Genomic DNA, 21,289 nt, shown 5'->3' with positions numbered 1-21,289 from the left:
GCCCTCCGCCGTACCGCGGTCACTCCTTGCCGAGCACCGTGACGTCCAGTTCGTCCGCCGCGTAGCTGGCCCGGATCACCTTCTTGTCGAACTTGCCGACCGAGGTCTTCGGCACCGACTCGACGATCGACCAGCGCTCCGGCAGCTGCCAGGAGGCGATCCGCCCGGCCAGGAAGGCCCGCAGTTCGGGCAGCCCGGCCGTGGCGCCCGGGCGCAGCACGACGGTGGCCAGCGGGCGCTCGCCCCACTTCTCGTCCGGGACGGCGACCACGGCGGCCTCGGCCACCTCGGGGTGGGCCATCAGCTGGTTCTCCAGGTCGACCGAGGAGATCCACTCGCCGCCGGACTTGATGACGTCCTTGGCGCGGTCGGTGAGGGTCAGGTAGCCGTCGGCGGTGATGGTGCCGACGTCGCCGGTGCGCAGCCAGCCGTCCTCGGAGAACTTGTCGTCCGGGCGGAGCGGGTCCTGTCCGGCGCCGCCGTAGTACGCGCCGGCGATCCAGGGGCCGCGCACCTCCAACTCGCCCGCCGCGACGCCGTCGTGGGGCATCCGCTCGCCGCCCGGGCCGATCAGCCGGGCCTCGACGGAGGCCGGGAAGATGCCCTGGGTGATCCGGTAGGGCCACTCCTCCTCGGGGGTGAGGCCGCCGGGCGGCTGGGCGAAGGAGCCGAGCGGCGAGGTCTCGGTCATGCCCCAGGCGTGGATGACGCTGATGCCGTGGCGCTCCTCGAAGCCCTTCATCAGCGACGGCGGGCAGGCGCTGCCGCCGATGACCACCATGCGCAGGCTGGAGGTGTCGTAGTCGCCGGCGTCCAGCTCGTCCAGCAGGCCGCTCCAGATGGTGGGGACGGCGGCGCTGACGGTGGGTCGGACGGCGGCGATCATCTCGGCCATCGGCTTGGGCTGGAGGAAACGATCCGGCATGAGCAGGTTGGCGCCGGACATGAAGGCGGCGTGCGGGATGCCCCACGCGTTGACGTGGAACATCGGGACGACCGGCAGCGCGGTGTCGCGCGGGGTGAAGGCGAAGTTGTCGCCGGTGTTCACCTGGAGGCAGTGCAGGTAGACCGAGCGGTGGCTGTAGAGCACGCCCTTCGGGTCGCCGGTGGTGCCGGAGGTGTAGCAGAGCACGGCGGCCTGCCGCTCGTCGATCTCGGTGCTCCACGGGTAGGCGGTGGGCCGGTCGGCGATCAGGTCCTCGTAGTCGTGGACGGTGCCGGCGAAGCCGGCCAGCACCGAGCGGTCGCCGGGGCCGCTCACCACGATGTGCCTGAGCGTCGGGGCGAGCTCCGGCAGGACGGCGGCGAGCAGCGGAAGGACGGTGCCGTTGACGATGACCACGCGGTCGGCGGCGTGGTTGACGATGAACGACAGCTGTCCGGCGGGCAGGCGCAGGTTCAGCGTGTGCAGCACGGCCCCCATGGCGGGGACGGCGAGGTAGGCCTCCAGGTGCTCGGCGTTGTTCCACATCAGCGTGCCGACGCGGTCGTCGCCGGTGACCCCGAGTTCGTCGCGCAGCGCGTGGGCGAGCCGGGCGGCCCGCGCCCCGACCTCGGCGTACGTCCGGACGACCGGTCCGGTGCCGTCCCACGTGGTGACGGTCGACCGGGCGTGGATCGTGGACCCGTGCTCCAGGATCCTCGCGACGGTGAGCGGTACGTCCTGCATCGTGCTGAACACGGGTCCTCCTTGACCTGGCGGCACCGGCGGGTGCGCCTGCGGCACCTACCGGGCGGTAATGGGCGCGGACGTGCCCGATTGTGCCGTTCCGTCCGGCCGCTGTCAGCATCCCGACCCCGTTGCACGGATCACGGACCGGGCACGGGACCGCGGGGCGCGCCGGCCGCACGTGATACTGGACGCCATGGACGAGAGCCAGGACGGCCCGCAGGTGGGGTGGGAGCCGGTGCGGTTCCGGGTGCCGTGCCCGAACTGCTCGGGCGGGGTGCGGACGCGGGCGCGGCTGGGCGTGCGGGCCGACCGGACGGGGACCGGGTACATCACCGAGACCTGCGGGGACTGCCTCGGCCGGGGCTGGCTGCCGTTCGGCGGCTGACGGGCCCCGGCCGGCCGCTCAGCCCGCCGCGGGACCGTCGACGTAGTCGCGGTCGACGGTGAGGGTGACGCCGCCGTGGGTGTCCTTGACGTTGCCCTGGTACTGGTGGGCCCGCTGGTGGTAGACCCACAGGTCATTGCCGAGCGGGGCGGGCGCGTTGGTGTCGGCGTGGCCGTCCCACTTGGCGTACCAGACGGCGTCCGGCAGCGGGGAGCTGTGGGCCCAGGCCGCGGCGGACAGGTCGGCGATGCCGGAGCTGAAGCTGGAGTAGAACCCGGAGGTGTAGCCGAGCTCGTGCAGCCGCTGGGTCCAGCCGAGGGCGAAGTCGACGACGGCCTGGGCGCAGGCGGAGTCGTTCCTCGGGTACGCCTCCATGTCCATGTAGACCGGGTTGCCCGGGCCGAAGCCGAGCGCCTGCAGCCCGCCGACCGCCTCGTCGGCCTCGGAGCGGCCCTGGTCGGCCGCGTGCGCCGGGTCGATCCGCAGCGGCTTGCGCGCGGGGTCGAGGCACGGCGCCTGGGACCCGGCGTGCACCGGCAGGAACCGCCAGCCCATCCCCCGGGCCTGGCTGACCCAGTCGGCGGTCAACCGGGGCTGGGAGCAGGCGCGCTGGGACCCGCTGGTGTAGATGCCGATCGCGCTGTACGAGGAGTTGTCCCACCACGTCTGCATGGTGGACAGCGGGGGCGCGGTGCAGACGTCGAAGGCGAGGCCGCTGAAGGCGCCGCGGGTTTTGGGCGGGCCCGCGCGGTCGGGCAGCGCGAGCGGTCGGATGGTGGGGAGGGCGACGGCGGCCGGGGCGGTGGCCTCGGCGCTCGCGCCGGTTCCGTCGATGGCCAGCAGGAGCACGAGGGCGGCGGCGACGAGGGCCGTGGGGCGGAGATAGCGCATCAATCCGTGATACTGACGGACCATCGGATGAACGCGTCAACCACGCCGCGCGGCCCGCCCGCGCCCACCCTTTCGGGCGCACCCGTCCGCTTCCGTCCCGAATTTTGTAACGAGCTTGCCCGTTCTGCACTCCTTACGGCAAACTCGTCACCATGCCCACCTCCATGCCCGGCGAAACCGCCGCCCCGACGCCGGCCACCACGGCCGTCGCCGAGGCCCTTGCCATGCCGCCCGCCCCCAAGGGCGAGCCCGCCGGCGAGCGCGGCAGCCGGCGACGAGGCGAGGCGCCCGGCCCCGCGGCACCACCCGATCTCCGGCCCGGCCGGCCCACCGGCCGGCTCCCCAAGTTCCTGCGGCGCCCGGAGAGCATCCCGGCGCCGCTTCTGTGTCTGACCGCGATGTTCCTCGTGCAGACCGGGATCGCGCTCTCCAAGCCGCTCTTCGGCCCGCTCGGGGTCAGCGGCACGACCTTCCTCCGGCTCGGCTTCGCGGCGGTCATCCTGCTCGCCGTCACCCGGCCGAAGCTGCGCGACAAGCGCCCGCGCGACCTCGCCGCGGCGGCCCTGCTCGGGATGGCCTCGGCCGGGATGACCTTCCTGTTCGCCGGGGCGGTCGACCGGCTGCCGATGGGCACCGCGGCGACCATCGAGTTCCTCGGCCCGCTCGCGGTCGCCCTGGTCTTCGCCCGGCGGGCGAGCCACCTGCTGTGGGCGCTGCTCGCGGCGGCCGGAGTCGCCCTGCTGACCCTGCTCGGCGAGGGCGACGGCGGCGGCTCGCTGGACCCGGTCGGCCTGCTCTTCGCGTTCGGCGCGGCCGCCTGCTACGCGCTGTACATCCTGTTCACCGACAAGGTCGGCGCCGCGTTCCAGGGCTTCCAAGGCCTCGCCGTGTCGATGACGGTCGGCGCGATCACGCTGGCGCCGTTCGGCCTCGGCGAGGCGTGGCACGGACTGACCGCGCCGGACGCCTCGCCGGTGGTGCTGCTCGCCTCGGTCGCCGGAGTGTCGCTCCTGCTGCCGGTGATCCCCTACGCGCTGGAGATGACCGCGCTGCGGCGGATGCCGCAGCGGGTGTTCAGCGTGCTGGTCAGCCTGGAGCCGGCGGTCAGCGCGCTGGTCGGCCTCGTGGTGCTGGGCCAGCTGCTGGGCGTGCCCCAGCTGGCCGGGATCGGCTGCGTGGTGGCGGCCAGCGTCGGCGCGACGCTGACCGGGCGCAGGTGAACTCCTGAGGAGGTCTCAGGGCCAGAGCAGCGTGCGGGACCACTCGGGGGTGCGCACCGGGCCGGTGCGGGTGTAGCGGAGGCGGATGTGGCGGCGCTCGGCGTCGCCCTGCCAGTACTCGACCTCGTGCGCCCAGAGCGTGTAGACGGCGTGGCCGGCCGCGACGGCGTCCGGCGTGGCCTCCAGGCGGCGCCGGGCGACCGCGACGGCCTCGTCGTACTCCTCCAGCGAGGCCAGCGGCTCGCTCTGGCGCCCGACCAGCGCGCCCACCCGGGCGGCCGGGGAGCGGGTGGCGAACTCGGCGGCCGCCACCAGGTCGGCGGCCCGCTCGACGGTGCCGCGGACCCGGACCTGCCGGCCCAGCTGCGGCCAGTAGACGGTCAGCGCGGCGGCCGGGTGGTCGGCGAGATGACGGCCCTTCGGGCTGTCGGCGGCGGCCGAGAACACCCAGCCGGTGCCGCTCGCGTCGACGTCGCGCAGCACCAGCACCCGGGCGTCCGGCAGGCCGTCGGCGTCGACCGTGGAGAGGGTGACCACCTGCGGGTCGAGCACGCCGGCGTCCAGGGCGGTGGTGAGCCAGTCCGCGAACAGCGGGCCGGGCTCGGCGGGCGCGGCCTCGGCGTCGAAGGTCGGCAGCGGCCGGGCCATCGGCGGACGGCCGAGCAGCAGCTCGGGCACGGACCTCGGCTCCGGCCGGGGCTCGTCCCGGTGCTCATCGCGGTGCTCGTCCCGCGACTCGGGCCGCGACTCGGACCTCGGGTCCGGGCCGGGTGCGGACCCGGCCTCGCCCGGGCCGGTCAGGCCCTCCTCCTCCGCTGCCATCGCGCCCTTCCTTCCGGTCGCCGCGTCCGCCGCCGCGGCCGGCCGGGCCTTCCTGGACCCGGGCGCGCGCGGTGTGCTGTCGGGCGCAACCGTACCGCCGCCGTCGGACGACTCCGGGCGCGGGCCCTGGCTGTACGCACCCGGACGGTTGACGGCGGCGGTCCCCGGAGCCGTTCGGGCGGCCCCGGCCCCGGACGCACGCGTGGGCGGTGCCGGTGACGGCACCGCCCACGAGGCCGGTTCGCGGCGACCCTTTCCGCTGGCCGGTCATGCGCTCGTCGCATCGATCGCGACCGTTCCGAGCCCCGCCGCGGGTGCTCAGCTCACCCGCGGCCACCCACCTCCGGCGCCCCCGCCGACGGTGGAGTGCGCCCGGATCAGTGGAGGATCGGCGCGAAGACGATGTTGACGTTCTTGTTGGACTGGTCGGCCAGGATGGTGCCCGCGTTGTCCTTCGCGGCGAGGGTGTTGTTCTGGTTCGAGGCGCCGGAACCCGTGGCGGTCTGCTGGGTGGAGACGTAGTTGCCGTCGACACCGCCGAAGACGTTCCCGGTGCCGGTGTTGGAGACGACGCCGGCGTTGGAACCGGCGCCCGCCATCGCACCGTTGTCGGCCGCCGCAGCACCGGCACCAGCGAGCAGCAGACCGGCCGCGAGCGGAGCGGCGACCAGGAAACCGGCCACCCGACGGGTGTGGATGCGAACCATGAGAACCTCCAAGAAAACGGTAAATCGTGCAATGTGTGCGGGAGTTCGCCGGCCAGACGAACACCTGCGGGCTGCGACGCCGAGAGACAGACTTCCGCAACAAATCGACAAAGCACCACCTGACGGAGCAGTTTTCGCCCGTTAGCGTGATATCCACCAAGGCCCCGCATAACGGCACGACAGCGGGACAGCGCTTCGACACACCTGTCCTGAGCTGGGATTTCATCCGAACGGACGCCCTGTGAAGCCCTACCCGACCCCGCGCGAGGCCGCGCGAAGGAGCGCACGGAAAAATCACCACACCACCCTGGGCGCGCAGCAAGGGGAGACACGCCCCCGAAAAGTTCGACGACCCGACCATGTCGACAATCGGCGACTTATGAAGACCATCATTCAGGAATGATGCTGCGACCGTCGGAAGATCAGACCATCTTGCCCGGATTGAGGATTCCCAGCGGATCGAAGACCGCCTTCAGCTGCCGCTGCAGGTCCAGCGCCACCGGCCCCAGCTCGCGCGCCAGCCAGTCCCGCTTGAGCAGCCCGACCCCGTGCTCGCCGGTGATCGTGCCGCCCAGCTCCAGACCGAGCGCCATGATCTCGTCGAAGGAGCGCTGCGCCCGTGCCGTCTCCTCCTCGTCCGAGGCGTCGAAGATGACGATCGGATGGGTGTTGCCGTCCCCCGCGTGGCTCACCACGCCGATGGTCAGCGCGTGCCGCTCGGCGATCGCCGCGACACCGTTCAGCATCTCGGCCAGCCGCGAACGCGGCACCGCCACGTCGTCGATCATCGTGGTCCCCAGCCGGTCCAGGGCAGGGAGCGCCAGCCGCCGGGCCGCCAGCAGCAGCTCGGACTCCGCCTCGTCCTCGGCCGGCACGACCTCCGTCGCCCCCGCCGACCGGCACAGCTCGGCCACCCGCGCCAGCTCGGCGGCCCGGTCCGGCCCGTCGAAGGCCACCAGCAGCAGCGCCTGGGTGGACGCCGGCAGGCCCATCCGCCCCATCTCGTTGACCGCCCGCACGCTGACCGCGTCCATCAGCTCCATCAGCGACGGGGTCAGACCGCCCGCCATCACCGCGCAGACCGCGGCCCCGGCGGCGTCCGCGCTCGGGAACTCCGCCGCCAGTGCCAGCTGCGGCGGCGGGGCGGGCCGCAGCGACAGCACCGCCCGGACCACCACGCCCAGCGTGCCCTCCGAACCGACCAGCAGCCGGGTCAGGTCGTACCCGGCCACGCCCTTGGCCGTCCGGCGGCCGGTGGACAACAGGCGCCCGTCCGCGAGCACGACGTCCAGCCCGAGCACGTACTCGCTGGTGACCCCGTACTTCACGCAGCACAGGCCGCCGGCGCCGGTGCCGATGTTGCCGCCGATCGTGCAGGACTCCCAGCTGGACGGGTCCGGCGGGTAGGACAGGCCCAAGTCGGCGACGGCGCGGGAGAGTTCGGCGTTGACCACGCCCGGCTCGACGACCGCGATCCGGTTCACCGGGTCGATCTCCAGGATGCGGTTCAGCTTCACCAGGGACAGCAGGACGCAGCCGTCGACGGCGTTCGCGGCACCGGAGAGCCCGGTCCGCGCGCCCTGCGGCACCACCGGGACGCGCAGGTCGGTGGCGGTCCGCAGGACGTGCTGCACCTGCTCGACGGTCTCCGGGAACACGACGACGGCGGGCGTCCCGGCGGCGCAGAACCCCGCCATGTCGTGGCGGTAGGCGTCCAGGACGTCCTCGTCCACGACGACCGCCCCGGGCGGGAGCCCCTGCGCCAGCCGATCCGTCAGATCACCCATCGCCGCCTCCGCTCACCGCCCGCAGTCGTCCCCCGCACTCTGCCCGCCGGGCGAAGCCCCGGCAAGTGGGCCCTGCGTGGCAGGAGGTGGGGAACGGCTCCGCCGGGGAGCGGGCAGGGGGAAGGAGGCGGAGGGCCGTACAGGCGCCCCGGCAAGTGGGCCCTGCGTGGCAGGAGGTGGGGGGACGGCTCCGCCGGGGAGCGGGCAGGACGTGGGGCGGAGGGCCGTGCAGGCCCCGGCGGGTGGGCCCTGCGGCGCAGGGTGGGGGGCGGAGGGCCGTGCAGGCCCCGGCGGGTGGGGCCGACGGGGCCTGCGTCGCGGGTTACTGCGGCTCGACGGGTTCCTGGAGTTCGGTCACCCAGTGGGCCGGGTCGTCCGGGCACTCCAGGTAGAGCTCGCGGGCGTAGCCGGTGGAGCGGTAGCCGTTGGCCTCGATGAAGTGGGCCAGCTCCTGGAAGGCGCCCACCGCGTCGTCCATCGACCCGCGGTGGACGACCGTCGCCGCGTGGTCGAGCGCGGGCAGGTCGACCACGTCGAAGTCGTGCTCCCCCGCCCGCACCCCCGGCCCGACCGGGACCGCGGCGCGGACCAGCACCGCCCCGCCGCCCTCCGGGGCCTCCTCGTAGCGGGCCACGGCCGGGCCGGTCTCGGCCACCCCCGCCGCCGCCAGCCGGCGGCACAGCTCGGCGAACAGCGGGCCGATCACCGGTCCGATGTCCTCCGGCTGGTAGCTCGCCGCCACCGCGCTCAGTTCGGCCGCCCGGACGGACGGCACCGGCTTCACCACGACATCGTGCGTGGACATGGTCCCCTCGCTCTCGATCGTCCGGAGTCTCGCCCGCACCCGGGCCAGTCGCCGCGTGTCCGCCGCGATCGCCTCGGCCAGTTCGGCGCGCCGCAGCCGCAGCATCCCGCGCAGTTCGGCCGCGTCCACCTCCTCGTCCAGGACGGCCCGCACCTGCTGGAGCGTGAAGCCCAGCTCCTTGAGCGCGATCACCCGGTTGAGCCGGGCGAGTTGGGCCGCCTGGTAGAAGCGGTAGCCGCTGACCGGGTCCACCCGGGCGGGGTGCAGCAGTCCGATGGCGTCGTAGTGGCGCAGCATCCGCACCGACACCCGGCCGTGCCTGGCGAAGTCTCCGATGTTCAACATGGTGCTCCCAGTGCACGGCCTCCCACGGTGTCAGGGTCAAGCCCCGCTGCCCGCAAAACGCGAAGGCGGGTGCCGACTCGATGTCGGCACCCGCCCTGAGCAGGTGTTTTCCCCTACCGGCGGAGAGCGTGGGATTCGAACCCACGGTGACGGGTCACGCCACGACAGTTTTCAAGAACAACTTCGTGGAGATTCCTGCACCGACTCTGAGCAGGGGAGACACCGCATCAGCGGTCTCGACGTCGAGTCGTGGCCCACATCTGGCCCAAGATCGGGCTTAGCTGTCGACGCGCCACCCGTCGAACGCGGCGAGCGCCAGTGCCCGCGCCTCGACCACAGCCATGCGCGCCGACCGCTCACCCTCGTGCACGTGCGCCGCCTGGCTGGTGCTCTGCCCCGGCCACTTGCGGTACAGCAAGCCCGTATCGGCACTGAACCATCCACGGCTCACCGCGTTCAGGGCGAGCAGCAGGCCTGTGTCCTCGGACGCAGGAAGCGCCATCCAGCCGCCAAGTGCCAGGAGCAAGTCTCGCCGGACGCAGAGCGTTGCCGGGTGCACCTGAGCTCGGAAGTCGTTGGCTCGCCAGTGCTCAAGCACGGCGCCACGGTCGATCGGGCCTTCAGGCGGGTCCTGATCGAAACCGACTGTGGAGCCGTCGGGCAGGAGATCGAGCACCCGCGATGTGCTCCAGCAGATGCCAGGGGTCTTGAGCGCCACCAGATCCCGGGCCAGCGTGCCCGGAGTCAGCATGTCGTCGGCGTCCAGGACCTTCACGTACTCGCCCTCGGCTCGCGACAAGGCCAGAGTTCGGGCAACACCTGCGCGCCCGTGGCGCCCCTGGCCGAAGCTGATCCGGGAGTCGTCGGGAACGTGCGGCGCCACATCGCCCGTCTCTCCGTCCTCCTGGATGACCCACTGCCAGCCCCATCCCTCGGGAAGCTGCTGGTCGACGAGCGACTTGTAGGCATCGCCCAGGAATGATGCCGACGGGCCGTGCACCGCCGTGATGACGGAAACGATGTTGGTCATGCTCACCACCTTGTCAGCTTGCTCGTGAAGACCAGCTCAGTCCGGTCACCCGGAAGGACAACGTCCGACACCTCAACCACCCGGTCGTTGATGTCGATGCTGATCTTTCGGCAGATGAACACCGACACGCCCGCCGACAGGTCCAGGTCCTCGACTTCTTCGGGCGTGGGCGGCCGAGCCCGGAACGTCTCTACGATCCGGTCCAGCTCGATTCCGACCGTCCAGAGCTGGTTTTGAGTACCTCCAGGCCAAGGCTCTTGGTCGTCACGCAGCAGGTCAGGGTTGCCGGCAATCATGTCGAGCACCAGGTAGGACTCCGCACGGTTGAGCGGGGCCAGCTCCTCCCGGTTCCGGGTTCGGTAAGTCCGACGAAGCAGAGTCGTGCCCTCCGGCACGCCGAACTCCTTCGCAAGCTCCCCTGACGCCGACACTTGCGCGTACTTGGCTTCGAAGACCAAATCACCAATGGTCAAACCGGTGTCGCGCTCGGTCGCGCCGGTCGTGATACGCACGGATTCAGGCTGGCGGGCGCGGTCTTTCTCCCACTGGTGACGAGCTCCGTCCCGGACGACCTTGGTCGGCTCCTTCCGAACGAACGTCCCCCGACCATGCCGCTTCTCGACTAGGCCTTCGGCCTCCAAAACGCCGACTGCCTGCCGCAGGGTCGGCACGCTCGTTCCGTACTGCTCCGCTAGGGCCGTCTCGGCCGGAAGCCTGTCACCAGGCTTGCGCTGACCTGCGCGGATCTCTTCCCGCAGCGCGTCTGCGATGCGCTCGTACTTCTTCGCCATGGTGGCCTCCGCCGTCCCTCAGTGCGTGACTCGCCAAGGATAAGTCCTCAAGAGGAGTTGACGACTTCCTGAGAACCCGTCATAGTCATTCGCAGCTCCTAAAGAGGACTTGAGGACAAGACCTCAAGATGTCTTTAGGGCTTGCTTGACCTGCACAAATGCCCTGCCTGGGCGGCGTAACAGCCCTCTGGCCGGGTGCACGTGAGCTGAGGCGGAGGACGCTGCAATCTCCGCAAAGGCCAGGGGACAGGGGTTCGGCAAGGTCCGGCCCTGACTGGCGAGGTGGCCCGGCGACCGCGAGCAACGGCCGGAGGGTGGGGGCGTGGCCCCCCTTGCAGTGCGTGTCCTTTACCCGCTCGACCAGAGGAGGTGTCCCGTGAAAACGATCGACCGCGCGAGACATAGGTCGCCTCGCCGCGCCAACGGCCGGTGAGGCTTCGACCAGCGCTCACGGTGCCCGGCGTCCTGCCGTTTCGGCGGCGGTACGTCGGGCTTCCGCGGACGCTCGTCGGTGTCCGATCCCTACACGGCTGCGGCCCCGGTGGTGGTGCACCGGGGCCGCTCAGGGCCGTCCGAGTGAAGGAACACGACCCATGAAACTGATTGTCGCAGGCCAGGACGCGCTGACGCCGGACGAGTTCAGGGAACTCGCCTTCGGCTTCGGCATCGACGCCGAGCTGTTCGCCGGGGTCGAGGGTGAGTCCGCCGAGGACCGCCGGGCCCGGCTCGATGTCGCCCGGGAGATCCTGCGGGACCTGGACAGGCCGGCTGCCCGGTTCGCGTCCGGGTTGATGCGTACGGCCGAGCGCCGCCGGGTGCTGACCTGGAAGGCGGCGGCGTGATGGCACAGCTCCACAGCCTGCTCAGCGGTGCGGCGACCCGCACCCCGCACCTGACTGCCCGTCCGGCCGCCACCGTGCTCACCGAGGTGCGCCCGGACGACGGCGGGGACCTGCGCGGCGCCGCCTGCGCCGGCCTGGACACCGACTTGTTCTACCCGGAGCAGGACGAGGACGTCGAGGTCACGGAGGACATCGCCGCGAAGGCCGAGTGGGCCGAGCGCCGAGCGCGGATGATCTGCGCCGGCTGCCCGGTCCGCACGATGTGCCTGGAGCTCGCGCTCAAGCGCCACGAGAAGCACGGGATCCTCGGCGGGCTGAACGCCCGCGAGCGCGCCTCGCTGCACGAGCGCCGCCTGAAGATCGCCGCCCGCGAGCGGCGCGCCGCCGGGGGTGCCGCGTGACGACGATGATCGCCCCGACGGCCGTTTCAACCCCGGCCACGCCCACTTCAACGACGCGGCCCGCCGCTTCAACCACGAAGACGACGGCCCCGGGCATGCTGATGCTCGGGCTGACGATCCTGGCCGCCGTCGGCGGTGCGGCGCTCGCCGGCATCGGCTTCAGCGGCTCCTACGCGGCGCTGCGGGACCTTGGTTTCAGGCATGGCTTCGGGCCTTTCAGCTACGCGTTCCCGGTCGGTGTGGACGCCGGGATCGTGGCCCTGCTGGCGATGGACCTGCACCTGATCCGCAAGGGCACCCCGTGGCCGATGCTGCGGCTGCTGGCCCACGGTTTCACCGTCGCGACGATCTATTTCAACGCCGCCTCGGCCGGGCCGCTGCTGGCCGATCCGACCGGCACCGCGATGCACGCGGTCATCCCGGTCATGTTCGTGGCGGTGGTGGAGGCCGGGCGGCGCCTGGTCATCCGGATCACCCGGATCGAGGCCGGCCACCAGCGCGACGGGGTGCCGCTGCACCGCTGGATCCTCGCCCCGTGGCCGTCCTTCAGGATGTACCGGCGGATGCGCCTGAACGGCATCGCCTCCTACGACCGCGCGGTCGAGCTGGAGCGCGAGCGCCTGGTCTACCGGGTGATGCTGGAGCGCGACCACGGCAAGAACCCGGAGAAGATCCCCTCTGACCTGCTACTTCCTCTCACCATGGAGCGGTTCGGGCTGAGCGTGGACGAGTCCCTGGCCCTGCCGATGGAGGCCGACGAGCGGGCCCGGCTGCGGGCCGAGCGCGAGGCCGCGTTCGAGGCCGAGGCCACCGTCCGGGCCGAGGCCCGCGCCGCCGAGGTCCAGATCTCCAGCCTGCGCACGGCCGGCCGGGTGGAGGCCGCCGGGTACGAAGTCGGCGCCGAGACCGCCACCGCCAAGGCCCACGCCCACGCCCGGACCGTGGCCGCCGGCCGCGAGGCCGAGGCTGCCGAGCGGCTCGACCAGGCCGAGGAGGAGCTGAGGGCCGCCGCCGCCGAACAGGACGCCGCCGAGGCCCGCCAGCGTGCCGCTGAAACCGACCGGGCCGCCGCTGAAACAGAGCAGGCTGCCGCTGAAACGCGGCGCCGTGCGGCTGAAACGGACCGCGAGGCCGCCGCTGTCGAGCGGGCCCGCGCCGAGGACGAGCAGGCCGCCCAGGCCGCGCGTCTGAGTGCGGCTGAAGCAGCCAAGGCCGCGGCCGAAGCGCAGGAGGCTGCCGCTGAAGCGGGCCGCCGCGCGGCCGAAGCCGAGCGCGACACGGCCGCCGCCAAGCGCGCCCAGGTCGACACCGAAGAGGCCACCGAGGCCGCCCGGCTGCGTGCCGCTGAAGCCCGCCGGCACGTGGCTGAAGCGGAGCTGCGCGCGGTTGAAGCGGACGACGAGGCCGGCCTGACCCCCGCCGCCCGCGCCACCCGCCGCGTCGCCCGGATGATCCTCGCCGCCGACGCCAACGGCGACCCGGAGGCCGTGAGCCTCAAGGCCATCTCGGAGGCCCTCGGCGTGTCCATCGCCACCGCCTCCGGCCGCCGCGCCGAGGCCGCCGACCTGCTCGCCACCGGCTACAACCCCGGAAGGACGCTCTCGTGAACACCGTCACCGAGGCCCCCGACACCGCCGCCGATCAGATCAAGGCGGCCGGAACCCTGATGTCCCTGCTCACCGCCCACGCGCACCTGCGCGCCCCGGCCGTGCAGCTGGAACTCCAGATCGTGCCCGGCACCTACACCTTCGTGTGGGGGCTGAGTATCTCCCTGCACGACGGCGTCGACTACTTCGAGCAGTGGCGCCAGGCGCTCGGCCTCGACCCCGCCGGCGTCGAGCTCAAGCAGCGCGGCGAGACCAGTTGGCTGACCGTCACCGGCATGCACGCCGGTATCCCGGTCAGCCTGTCCGGCTTCTTCACGCTCGACCCGGGCGACGACCAGTGAGCCGCCCGCGTCACTGGGACCCGGACGGCTCGCGCCACGGCGGCACCCCGACCTACCCGTGGCGGATGGCTCCGCGTGGCCTCTTCACCCGCCGTCAGCTCCGCGCCCGGGGCCTGCGGCCCGGTGGGCAGGACGTCGCCGCGCAGGTCATGTGGCGCTCCCGCTTCGGCGGGACCCGCCCCGCCTACCTCTACCGGCTCGACCGGGCCAAGCCCGTGCGGCCGATGACCCCCGCGAAGGCCGCCGCCCTCGCCAAGGCCAACGCCGCCCGCCGCACCTGCCCCACCTGCGGCACGGACGCTGGCTACGTGCTCCCCGCGCACCTCGGCACCTGCCTGCCCTGCGCCGACGGCCTGCCGATCGCCGCCTGAAACCCCCTCCCTGACATGCTCCGCCGCCACCTGAGCAAGGAGACCCCTGTCATGTCCGTGACCGACATCAGCATCGTCAGCTTCGGCTACCTGCACGACGCCCCGCCGCCCGCGCACCTGACGCTGGACCTGCGCCTCCACTTCAACGACCCCGACGTCAACCCCGCCCTGCGCTACATGACCGCCGAGGACCTGCCGGTCCGCGCCGCCGTCCTGGCCACCCCCGGCATTCAGGAGCTCATCGCCGGCGCCGCCGCGGTCGTCGACGCGTACGACTTCGGACCCCAGGACGGGCCGCTCACCATCGCCGTCGGGTGCGCCGGCGGTCGCCACAGGGCGGCCACGGTGGCCCGCGTCCTCGCCAAGCGCGTCGGCAAGACCGGCGTGCCCGTCCACCTCACCCACCGCGACCTGGCTAAGCCGGTCGTCAACCGCTGAAGGAGCGCCCACACATGACGACCGCTACGGCCACCGTTCTCCACCCCGTGCCGGTGGAGGCCACTCACGCCTGGGTGATCACGCTCCAGCGCCCCGCCGCGGGCGGCCTGGCGACGGTCACTGTCGACGGCGTCTACGCCGCCCAGCCCGGCACCACCCGCCAGGACGCCTACCAGGAGATCCGGGCCTGGGTCGCCGAGCAGCACCCGCACATGGCCGGTGCCAACGTCCTGTTCTTCTCCCTGGAGCCGAACCGGCTCTGACCAGCCATCACGGCCCGGAACCGCCGGAAGCTCGCCAGCAAGAGCGGTTCCGGGCCTTCCGCCCTCCGCAGAGAACCGGAGCGCCCATCATGACCGAACCTCCTGCCCCGACGCTGGTCGAGGTCGTCCCCGCCCCCGCGAACCAGCCACCCCCCGCCCCCGCCGACAGCTCCAAGCCCGCGCCCGCAGCGCCGCCGGGCGCGGTGCCCGGGGTGCCGCTGGCAGTGGCCGTCGCCAACGCCCTCGGCGGCCTCGGCGCCGGCGCCCTCTCGCTCGGCGGCCCCGCCCCGCTCGCCGTCGCTGGCGCGGCCGGTGGTGTCGCCGTGGTCGGCGGTCTCGTCCGCCGGGCCCGCAACCGCCGCACCACCACCCCGCGCCCGGCACCCCGCCGCCAGACCGCCGCGGCCCGCTCGGCCGCGGGCGGACTCGCCCCGGCCCCGCACCGTGGCCCCGCCCGGCACGCGGGCGGCGCCTACTCGCCCGGGCAGCACCGGCAGCCCGCCGGCCACCGCACCACGGGCGCCAACTCGACTTCCCCGTCGCCGGGTTACCGCCCCGGGCCCGCCGCCGTCCACGCTCCGCGCACCGCAGACCCGAAGGGACCGAGCGCCATGGCGCGAACGGCCGGAACCATCCCCCGCACCACCCGAGGCGGCGGGTCCGCCGCCGCGCGGGCCGCCGACACGATCCCGGGCCAGAGCAGGGACGGGCGCCCGGCCAGCCGCGGCGGGGGCGGGCTGCGGCACCGCTCCTCCGCAGCCGCACACACCCTGGCCCGGGCCGCCTCCCGTCTGCCGGGCGGCGACGCCTGGACGGGCGGAGCACAGGACGGCCGGCGGGCCGCGCGGGACCAGCAGCGGCTCGCCCGGGTCGCCGAGCGCACCGCCCGCCGAGTCGCCAAGGGCCAGGCCAAGGCCGAACGGGCCGCCGGGATCGACCCCGCCACCGGCGCCGGCGCCCGCCCGAACGGGCCCGCCGCCCGGACGGGTTCGGGGGTGTCGCCGGTGCAGGCGACGGCACTTCGCCGCTCCGCCAGGCGCCACCGGGCCCGCATGGCCGGGGTGGCCGCCGCGACCGGCCTCGTGGGTCTCGCCTCGGCCGTCGTGGGCAACTGGCGCCACCGCGGCCGGGTGGCTGGCCACATGCGCCGCACCTGGCAGCGCCTCACGGCCCGCGCCCGCGCCGTCCGCGAGGCCCGGGACGCCGCGATCCTCGGCACCCCCAACCCCGCCGACGCGGACGCCACCGCCGCCGGGCCGGCAGCCGTGCCCGTTCCGGCCGAGACCGTCAACGTGCCCGGCCGTCCCGCCCCGGCCCCGGCCACGGCCGGATTCGAAGGTGTCGGCGCGTGGACCATCGACAGGCGCGGCCTCCCCGTCCCCTACGTCCCCTGCCTCGGCCACGCGGCCCCCGACCCGATCACCCTCGGCAAGCCCACCACCAAGGAGAACGCCACCGTGACGACGCCCCTGGACGGCACCGCCTCCACGTTCAACCTCACCTCCGCCGCGGACGTCCTGCTCCAGGCCGCGACCACCTTCGACCCCGAGACGATGATCGAGTTCGGGGCGTTCGCCGACGACCTGCCCGTCGCCTACGCCACCATCCAGGAAGTCCTCCGGGTCCTGGCGGAGCTCGCCGCCGAGCGTCTGCCGCTCGACCCGTCGGTCGTCGAGGAGATCAGCCAGGGCTACCAGGCCATGGGCCGCGTCGTCCACGCCCTCGAAGAGGTCGGGCCCACGTTCCGCCAGGCCCACGCCGAGGACCTGGAGCGCCACGAGAACCCGCGCAACGGCCTGGAGGCCGAGCGGAAGTGGAACGTCTGACCGCTCAGCGCCTCAACCCCCAGCACCCACACCCCCTTCCGGGCCGTCCACACCCTGTGGACGGCCCGGCCCGCATCCGGCTGGAGACGCCACCGCCATGACCAAGACCACCAAGAACCCGCCTCTGATCGACTGGACGGCCGGTCACGGCCTGCTGTCCGGCACCCTGAACGGCACGGCCGGGGCCCTCACCGTCACCGCGCTGGGCCACTCCGCCGACATGCCCGCCACCTGGGCCCTCGCGGCAGGAGCCGCCGGGGCCCTCGGCACCCTCGCCGCGGGCCTGCGTCGGCGCCTGACCGTCGCGACAATCACCTTCCGCGGCGCCTGCTGGATGGCCGCCGGCGGCTGGTCGTCCTGGGCCCTCGCCCACGGCGGCCCCTGGCAGTGGCCCGAGATCGGCACGCTGGCCGTCGCCGGGATCGCCGCCGGCACCCTCGGCGCCGCGTTCGCCGCCCACGAGGAAGTCGAGCAGGCCAAGCGCGCGCACCTGCTGCTCATCGGCGCCCGCCGCCAGCTCGCCGCCGAGTGGACCGACCGCATCCGCCGCGTCTGCTCGGTCGAGGTGACCGTGCTCGGTGTCGAGCACTGGCCGTCCGGCGCCGGCTACACCCTGGAGATCGAACTCCCCGAGGGCGGCACCACCCGACGCGCCATCACCGACCGTGCCGAGGGCCTTGGTTCGGACCTGGATCTGCCCGACGGCTGCGGCCTGCAGGTCATGCCCGGGATCTCCCGCCGGCGCGTGCTCATCCAGGTCACCACGAAGGTCCTCGCTGATGAACTCCTCTTCTCCGTCGAGGAGATCGAGTCGACCACCACCGTCAACAACCCCATCCCGGTCGCCCTGCTCTCCGACGGCGCGCGGGCCGAGATGGACCTGCGCCAGGCCTCCACGATCGTCACCGGCCCCACCGGCAGCGGCAAGACCAACTGGCTCCACACCCTGATCGCCCGGCTCGACCAGACGAACGACACGCTGGTGTGGGTGATCGACCTCAACGGCGGCTCCATCGGCCTGCCCTGGCTCAACGCCTGGCGTGACGCCCAGCTCGGCCGCGAGGGCTCGCGCTGGGCCGACGCAGACATCCCCGTGCCCGGTGTCGACTGGGTCGCCTCCACCGTGGAGGAGGCCAAGCGCATGCTCGCCGCCGCCGTCCGCATCGCCAAGGCCCGCAAGGTGGCCTACCAGGACGCGATGCGCGACGCCAACGACGACAAGCTGCCTGTCGGCCCGACGGTCCCCGAGATCGTCATCATCATGGACGAGGGCGCCGAGGTCGCCGCCACCCGCGAGGCCCGCGCCGTGCTCGCTGGCGTCTCCGAAGTCGTGCGCATCGCCCGCGCCATGGCGATCCGCGCCGTCATCTCGGTCCTGCGCGTCACCCAGGACGTCATGCCCGACCCGTTGGTGCGCAAGATGGCCTCCAACCGGCTCGCCACCGGCGCCCTGGAGGACTCGGAGCTTGGCCACCTGTTCGGGTGGCGGGCCCTGCGGGCCGAGGACAGCTTCTCGGGGAAGGGGTCGGTGCTGGTCGGCACGGAGGGCAAGCAGCCCGCCAAGGCCCGGCAGTCCCGCATCAAGCCCGATGTGATCGAGGAGATCACCGCCCTCACCGCCCGCCGCCGCCCCGCCCTCGACGCCCCCTCGCTCGAAGCGGCCGGCACCGACTACACCGACCGCTGGCTCCTGGAGCGCTGCGGCCACCTGTGGGCAAACGCCGAGCCCGTCACAACCCCCGCCGGACCCGTCGCCCCCGCGGCCCCGGCCATCGGCGGTACGACCGCCGCGCCGGCGGGCGGGTGGAAGGCCACCGCCGGATGGGACAAGCCCGCCGAGGCGCCGCTCGACGATCTGGAGTCGATCTGGCGCTTGCCCTCCGCGGTCGAGCCCGTCGTCACCCCGGCCGGTACCGACTGGGCCGACCCGTCGACCTGGTCCACCGGCCGCAAGGACAACGCGCCCGAGCCCCCGGGCGCGAAAGACGCCGCGCTCGGGCTGCTGCGCGAGGCCGGCCCGGAGGGCACCGGCGCGAGCGCCATGGAGCGGGCTCTGAAGGACACCTACGGCACCCGCCGCCCGGTCCTCCAGGGCTGGCTCAAGGCCTGGGTCGAGAGCGGCGACGCGGTCCGGATCGGCGAAGGCAGCAAGACCCGCTACGTTCACCGCGACCACGCCCCCGACGCCTGACCCTGGCCGCCTGTCTGTCACCTGTCGCCCATCCCGCAAGGGGTGCCTCTCGGGCCCGCCGACGGCTGTCACCCCCTCTGTGACCTGCGGATTACAGGTGACAGACAGGTGACAGGCGACAGGTGACAGACAGGCCGGATGACACCCCGGATGACAGGCACCACGGCCCGCCCGGGACCCGTCCGGGCGGGCCGCTCCACACCCGACACCCGCCCACCGGAAGAGGCCCTGCCGTGATCGTCTCGCTCAGCATCACCGCCCTGTTCGCGATCCTCTCCGCCGTCCTCATCCGCGGCCGACGCGTCTCCCTGCCCACCGCCCTCGTGCTCTGGCTGAGCGGCTTCACCCTCGCCTCCACCGGCATCGCCGAACCGGTCAACACCGCCCTCGCCGCCGTCACCAGGATCGTCTCCGGCCACTGACCCCCGCCCCTCGCCCACCGCCCCGACAGGAGCAGCACCGTGGACCACACCCCGTACCCGCAGCCCGCCCCGGTGCTCTACACGGCCGAGGGCCAACCCCTCTACGCCACCGCCCCCCTCACCGCACCGCCCGCCCTCTACCAGCCCCCCACCCCGCACCCGGCCCCGCTCCTCTACGCCCACCCGCCGATGCCGCAACAGCCCACCGTCGTCATACCGGCCCCCGCCCCGGTCGCGCCGCCGGCTCCGGCACGCGACCTGTGGCCCGCCCGCCTCGCCGCCGGAGGAATCGGCCTCGGCGCCGCAGGCCTCGGTATCGGCTACGCCGCCCAAGCCCTGTCCGCCGCCGCCGGAAGCCTCGGCGGCCTCGTCGCCATCGGCGCCGGAACCTACTGCGTCGCCAAACTCCGCGGCGTCACCAGCGGCGGAGGCGGGCAGGGCGCCGTGAACGTCAACGTCACCGTCTCCAACCACAACCGCTGAACGGACCGCCGTGACCAACCCGTACGACCCCGCCAGCCTGCTCAACGCCACGAACTACGACCTCGCCCAGGTCTACGCGAAGTACGGCGACCTGCCGCCCGCCGACCACGCCCACCTGCTCGCCCTGCTCGCCATCGCCGACGCCATCACCAACCTGGCGCCGCCGGCCAAGGTCGAGCCGCGGCCCGCCACCCCGTGATTGGAGAGACCATGGCCCACCTGCGTCTTCAGTACGTCGACTGGCCGCGCCCGGCCGTCTGGCTGACCGACGCCCCCGCTCCCAAGTGCCCCGACTGCCAGGGCCGCGGCGGCTGGACGGAGGACTACGGCGACTACAACACCGGCGAATACGCCGGCACCGAGCACTTCCACTGCACCTGCTGGAACCCGGCCCTCGCCCTCCGAGTGCTGCCCGTCCCGCGCTGGGCCGCCCGCCGCTGGCTCGGCTGGACCGAGCCCGTCTACTCCACCGAGCCGCCGTTCTAGCCGGACCCGAGTGCCGCCCGTCACCCGCCCAGCGGCGGCCGACGGGCGGTGCGGGGGCCGGACAGGCCGCGCCCACGCAGCACGAAGCCCCACAGCAACCGGGTTTTCTTGGCAGAGAGCCGGTGGCTGCGGGGCCGTGCGTCCCTGCAACGAGACGGGATCAGCATGCCCTCTCTCAACCACACGACACCAACCGCCCGCCTGGCCGTCGACCTGTTCGCCGGCGTCGGTGGACTCGACCTTCCCGCCCGTGAATTGGGCGTCCACGTGACCGGGATCGAGACGAGCCCGGACGCGTGCGCCACCCGCCGCGCCGCCGGGCTGTCCACGATCGAGGACGACGTCCGCCACCACGGCCCCGGCGACTTCCCGGGCGCCGATCTGCTGCTCGGCGGGCCGCCCTGCCAGCCCTTCTCCGCGGCTGGCACCGGAACCGGACGCCGGGCCCTGGGCGACATCGTCGCCCTCGCCCACCGACTCGCCGAACGACGGCACGTCGCCCGCCACGGCCACACTGAGGTGGACGACCTCATCCGCCTCGTCCTGGAACCGCTCCGATGGGCTCTCGACGCGCTCGACGCCGGGCGACCGTTCGAGGCGATCGTCCTGGAACAGGTCCCCGCGGTCCTGCCGGTCTGGCAGACCTACGCAGCGATCCTGCGGGCCGAGGGCTACAGCGCCGTCGCGGGCAAGGTGTCAGCCGAGCAGTACGGCGTCCCGCAGGTCCGCCGGCGGGCCGTCCTCATCGCCCGCCGCACCGGCACCGCCGCCCTGCCCGGCCCCACCCACCGGCCCTACACCAAGGGCGTGCCCCGCACCGCAGGTGACCCGGGCCTGCTGCCGTGGACCACGATGGGCGACGTCCTGCCCGAACGCGGCGGCTTCACTGCCCTCTCCAACTACGGCACCGGCGGTGACCCCAAGGCGAGGGGGCGGCGCACCAGCGGCGAACCGTCCGCCACCGTCACCGGCAAGGTCTCCCGCGTTCGCGTACTCGCCGACGACGGCACCGAATCCCGCTTCACGTGGGCCGAAGCGGGTGCGTTGCAGTCCTTCCCCGTCGACCACCCGTGGTCCGGGCGGGACATCGGCCAGCAGATCGGCAACGCCGTCCCGCCCCGCCTCGGCGCCGCCCTGCTCGCCGCCGCCCTCGGCGGCTAGAC

General features: G+C 73.4%; 24 protein-coding genes. 16 read left to right on the top strand and 8 right to left on the bottom strand.

Features of this window, described 5'->3' with window-relative positions:
- Positions 1 to 19 precede the first annotated feature (19 nt).
- Positions 20 to 1,681, bottom strand: coding sequence for a long-chain fatty acid--CoA ligase (locus ACFXDE_RS29435; RefSeq protein WP_380497714.1), 1,662 nt, complete (start codon positions 1,679 to 1,681; stop codon positions 20 to 22).
- A 184-nt stretch (positions 1,682 to 1,865) separates the two neighbouring features.
- Between ACFXDE_RS29435 and ACFXDE_RS29430 the strand changes: the two genes are divergently transcribed.
- Positions 1,866 to 2,057 (top strand): hypothetical protein, encoded by a 192-nt coding sequence (locus ACFXDE_RS29430; protein ID WP_380442810.1) that lies wholly within the window; start codon positions 1,866 to 1,868, stop codon positions 2,055 to 2,057.
- An 18-nt stretch (positions 2,058 to 2,075) separates the two neighbouring features.
- Here the strand turns inward: ACFXDE_RS29430 and ACFXDE_RS29425 are convergent, their stop codons facing one another.
- A complete protein-coding gene (locus tag ACFXDE_RS29425; RefSeq protein WP_380497713.1) occupies positions 2,076 to 2,948 on the bottom strand; it encodes a DUF1906 domain-containing protein in 873 nt (290 codons plus the stop codon).
- 152 nt (positions 2,949 to 3,100) lie between these two features.
- Here ACFXDE_RS29425 and ACFXDE_RS29420 point away from each other — a divergent pair, with 152 nt between their 5' ends.
- A complete protein-coding gene (locus ACFXDE_RS29420; RefSeq protein WP_380497712.1) occupies positions 3,101 to 4,168 on the top strand; it encodes a DMT family transporter in 1,068 nt (355 codons plus the stop codon).
- A gap of 15 nt (positions 4,169 to 4,183) precedes the next feature.
- Here the strand turns inward: ACFXDE_RS29420 and ACFXDE_RS29415 are convergent, their stop codons facing one another.
- The 6 genes from ACFXDE_RS29415 to ACFXDE_RS29390 all read right to left on the bottom strand — a co-directional run bounded on the left by ACFXDE_RS29415 (position 4,184) and on the right by ACFXDE_RS29390 (position 10,455).
- Positions 4,184 to 4,990 (bottom strand): pyridoxal 5'-phosphate synthase, encoded by an 807-nt coding sequence (locus ACFXDE_RS29415; RefSeq protein WP_380497711.1) that lies wholly within the window; start codon positions 4,988 to 4,990, stop codon positions 4,184 to 4,186.
- 377 nt (positions 4,991 to 5,367) lie between these two features.
- On the bottom strand, positions 5,368 to 5,697 hold the full coding sequence (locus tag ACFXDE_RS29410; protein ID WP_380442802.1) for a hypothetical protein: 330 nt from the start codon (positions 5,695 to 5,697) through the stop codon (positions 5,368 to 5,370).
- A gap of 422 nt (positions 5,698 to 6,119) precedes the next feature.
- Positions 6,120 to 7,484 carry an FAD-binding oxidoreductase gene (locus ACFXDE_RS29405; protein WP_380497709.1) on the bottom strand — a complete coding sequence of 455 codons (1,365 nt, stop codon included), beginning with the start codon at positions 7,482 to 7,484 and terminating at the stop codon, positions 6,120 to 6,122.
- Between the two features lie 322 nt (positions 7,485 to 7,806).
- The gene (locus tag ACFXDE_RS29400; RefSeq protein ID WP_380442798.1) at positions 7,807 to 8,634 is read right to left on the bottom strand and encodes a MerR family transcriptional regulator; all 828 of its coding nucleotides are present in this window, start codon (positions 8,632 to 8,634) and stop codon (positions 7,807 to 7,809) included.
- A gap of 277 nt (positions 8,635 to 8,911) precedes the next feature.
- Positions 8,912 to 9,664: a glycosyltransferase gene (locus ACFXDE_RS29395; RefSeq protein ID WP_380497708.1), complete on the bottom strand. Its 753-nt coding sequence runs from the start codon at positions 9,662 to 9,664 to the stop codon at positions 8,912 to 8,914.
- A gap of 2 nt (positions 9,665 to 9,666) precedes the next feature.
- The gene (locus tag ACFXDE_RS29390) at positions 9,667 to 10,455 is read right to left on the bottom strand and encodes a GntR family transcriptional regulator (protein WP_380497707.1); all 789 of its coding nucleotides are present in this window, start codon (positions 10,453 to 10,455) and stop codon (positions 9,667 to 9,669) included.
- A gap of 593 nt (positions 10,456 to 11,048) precedes the next feature.
- Between ACFXDE_RS29390 and ACFXDE_RS29385 the strand changes: the two genes are divergently transcribed.
- The 14 genes from ACFXDE_RS29385 to ACFXDE_RS29320 all read left to right on the top strand — a co-directional run bounded on the left by ACFXDE_RS29385 (position 11,049) and on the right by ACFXDE_RS29320 (position 21,287).
- Positions 11,049 to 11,297 carry a hypothetical protein gene (locus tag ACFXDE_RS29385; protein WP_380497705.1) on the top strand — a complete coding sequence of 83 codons (249 nt, stop codon included), beginning with the start codon at positions 11,049 to 11,051 and terminating at the stop codon, positions 11,295 to 11,297.
- Positions 11,297 to 11,698, top strand: a complete 402-nt coding sequence (locus ACFXDE_RS29380) for a WhiB family transcriptional regulator (protein ID WP_380497704.1) — start codon at positions 11,297 to 11,299, stop codon at positions 11,696 to 11,698. Before ACFXDE_RS29385 ends, ACFXDE_RS29380 begins: the two co-directional genes overlap by 1 nt.
- Positions 11,699 to 11,793: 95 nt before the next feature.
- A complete protein-coding gene (locus ACFXDE_RS29375; protein WP_380497703.1) occupies positions 11,794 to 13,305 on the top strand; it encodes a DUF2637 domain-containing protein in 1,512 nt (503 codons plus the stop codon).
- On the top strand, positions 13,302 to 13,646 hold the full coding sequence (locus ACFXDE_RS29370) for a hypothetical protein (RefSeq protein WP_380497702.1): 345 nt from the start codon (positions 13,302 to 13,304) through the stop codon (positions 13,644 to 13,646). The genes ACFXDE_RS29375 and ACFXDE_RS29370 overlap by 4 nt, the downstream gene beginning before the upstream one ends.
- The gene (locus ACFXDE_RS29365) at positions 13,643 to 14,017 is read left to right on the top strand and encodes an RRQRL motif-containing zinc-binding protein (RefSeq protein WP_380497701.1); all 375 of its coding nucleotides are present in this window, start codon (positions 13,643 to 13,645) and stop codon (positions 14,015 to 14,017) included. Before ACFXDE_RS29370 ends, ACFXDE_RS29365 begins: the two co-directional genes overlap by 4 nt.
- Positions 14,018 to 14,068: 51 nt before the next feature.
- The gene (locus ACFXDE_RS29360) at positions 14,069 to 14,455 is read left to right on the top strand and encodes an ATPase (protein WP_380497700.1); all 387 of its coding nucleotides are present in this window, start codon (positions 14,069 to 14,071) and stop codon (positions 14,453 to 14,455) included.
- Between the two features lie 14 nt (positions 14,456 to 14,469).
- A complete protein-coding gene (locus ACFXDE_RS29355) occupies positions 14,470 to 14,718 on the top strand; it encodes a hypothetical protein (RefSeq protein ID WP_380497699.1) in 249 nt (82 codons plus the stop codon).
- An 89-nt stretch (positions 14,719 to 14,807) separates the two neighbouring features.
- The gene (locus ACFXDE_RS29350) at positions 14,808 to 16,544 is read left to right on the top strand and encodes a hypothetical protein (RefSeq protein WP_380497698.1); all 1,737 of its coding nucleotides are present in this window, start codon (positions 14,808 to 14,810) and stop codon (positions 16,542 to 16,544) included.
- A gap of 97 nt (positions 16,545 to 16,641) precedes the next feature.
- Positions 16,642 to 18,735, top strand: coding sequence for a hypothetical protein (locus ACFXDE_RS29345; RefSeq protein WP_380497697.1), 2,094 nt, complete (start codon positions 16,642 to 16,644; stop codon positions 18,733 to 18,735).
- 233 nt (positions 18,736 to 18,968) lie between these two features.
- A complete protein-coding gene (locus tag ACFXDE_RS29340) occupies positions 18,969 to 19,157 on the top strand; it encodes a hypothetical protein (protein WP_380497696.1) in 189 nt (62 codons plus the stop codon).
- A 39-nt stretch (positions 19,158 to 19,196) separates the two neighbouring features.
- Positions 19,197 to 19,640, top strand: coding sequence for a hypothetical protein (locus tag ACFXDE_RS29335; RefSeq protein ID WP_380497695.1), 444 nt, complete (start codon positions 19,197 to 19,199; stop codon positions 19,638 to 19,640).
- Positions 19,641 to 19,650: 10 nt separating this feature from the next.
- Positions 19,651 to 19,839 (top strand): hypothetical protein, encoded by a 189-nt coding sequence (locus ACFXDE_RS29330; protein ID WP_380497694.1) that lies wholly within the window; start codon positions 19,651 to 19,653, stop codon positions 19,837 to 19,839.
- Between the two features lie 11 nt (positions 19,840 to 19,850).
- Positions 19,851 to 20,126, top strand: a complete 276-nt coding sequence (locus tag ACFXDE_RS29325) for a hypothetical protein (RefSeq protein WP_380497693.1) — start codon at positions 19,851 to 19,853, stop codon at positions 20,124 to 20,126.
- 165 nt (positions 20,127 to 20,291) lie between these two features.
- Positions 20,292 to 21,287 carry a DNA cytosine methyltransferase gene (locus ACFXDE_RS29320; RefSeq protein ID WP_380497692.1) on the top strand — a complete coding sequence of 332 codons (996 nt, stop codon included), beginning with the start codon at positions 20,292 to 20,294 and terminating at the stop codon, positions 21,285 to 21,287.
- The last annotated feature ends 2 nt before the right edge of the window (positions 21,288 to 21,289 follow it).

The organism is Kitasatospora sp. NPDC059408 (genome assembly GCF_042751525.1).
Lineage (GTDB): Bacteria > Actinomycetota > Actinomycetes > Streptomycetales > Streptomycetaceae > Kitasatospora.
The sequence above is the reverse complement of the archived record's forward strand: the minus strand, read 5'-3'. Positions and strand labels throughout refer to the sequence as shown.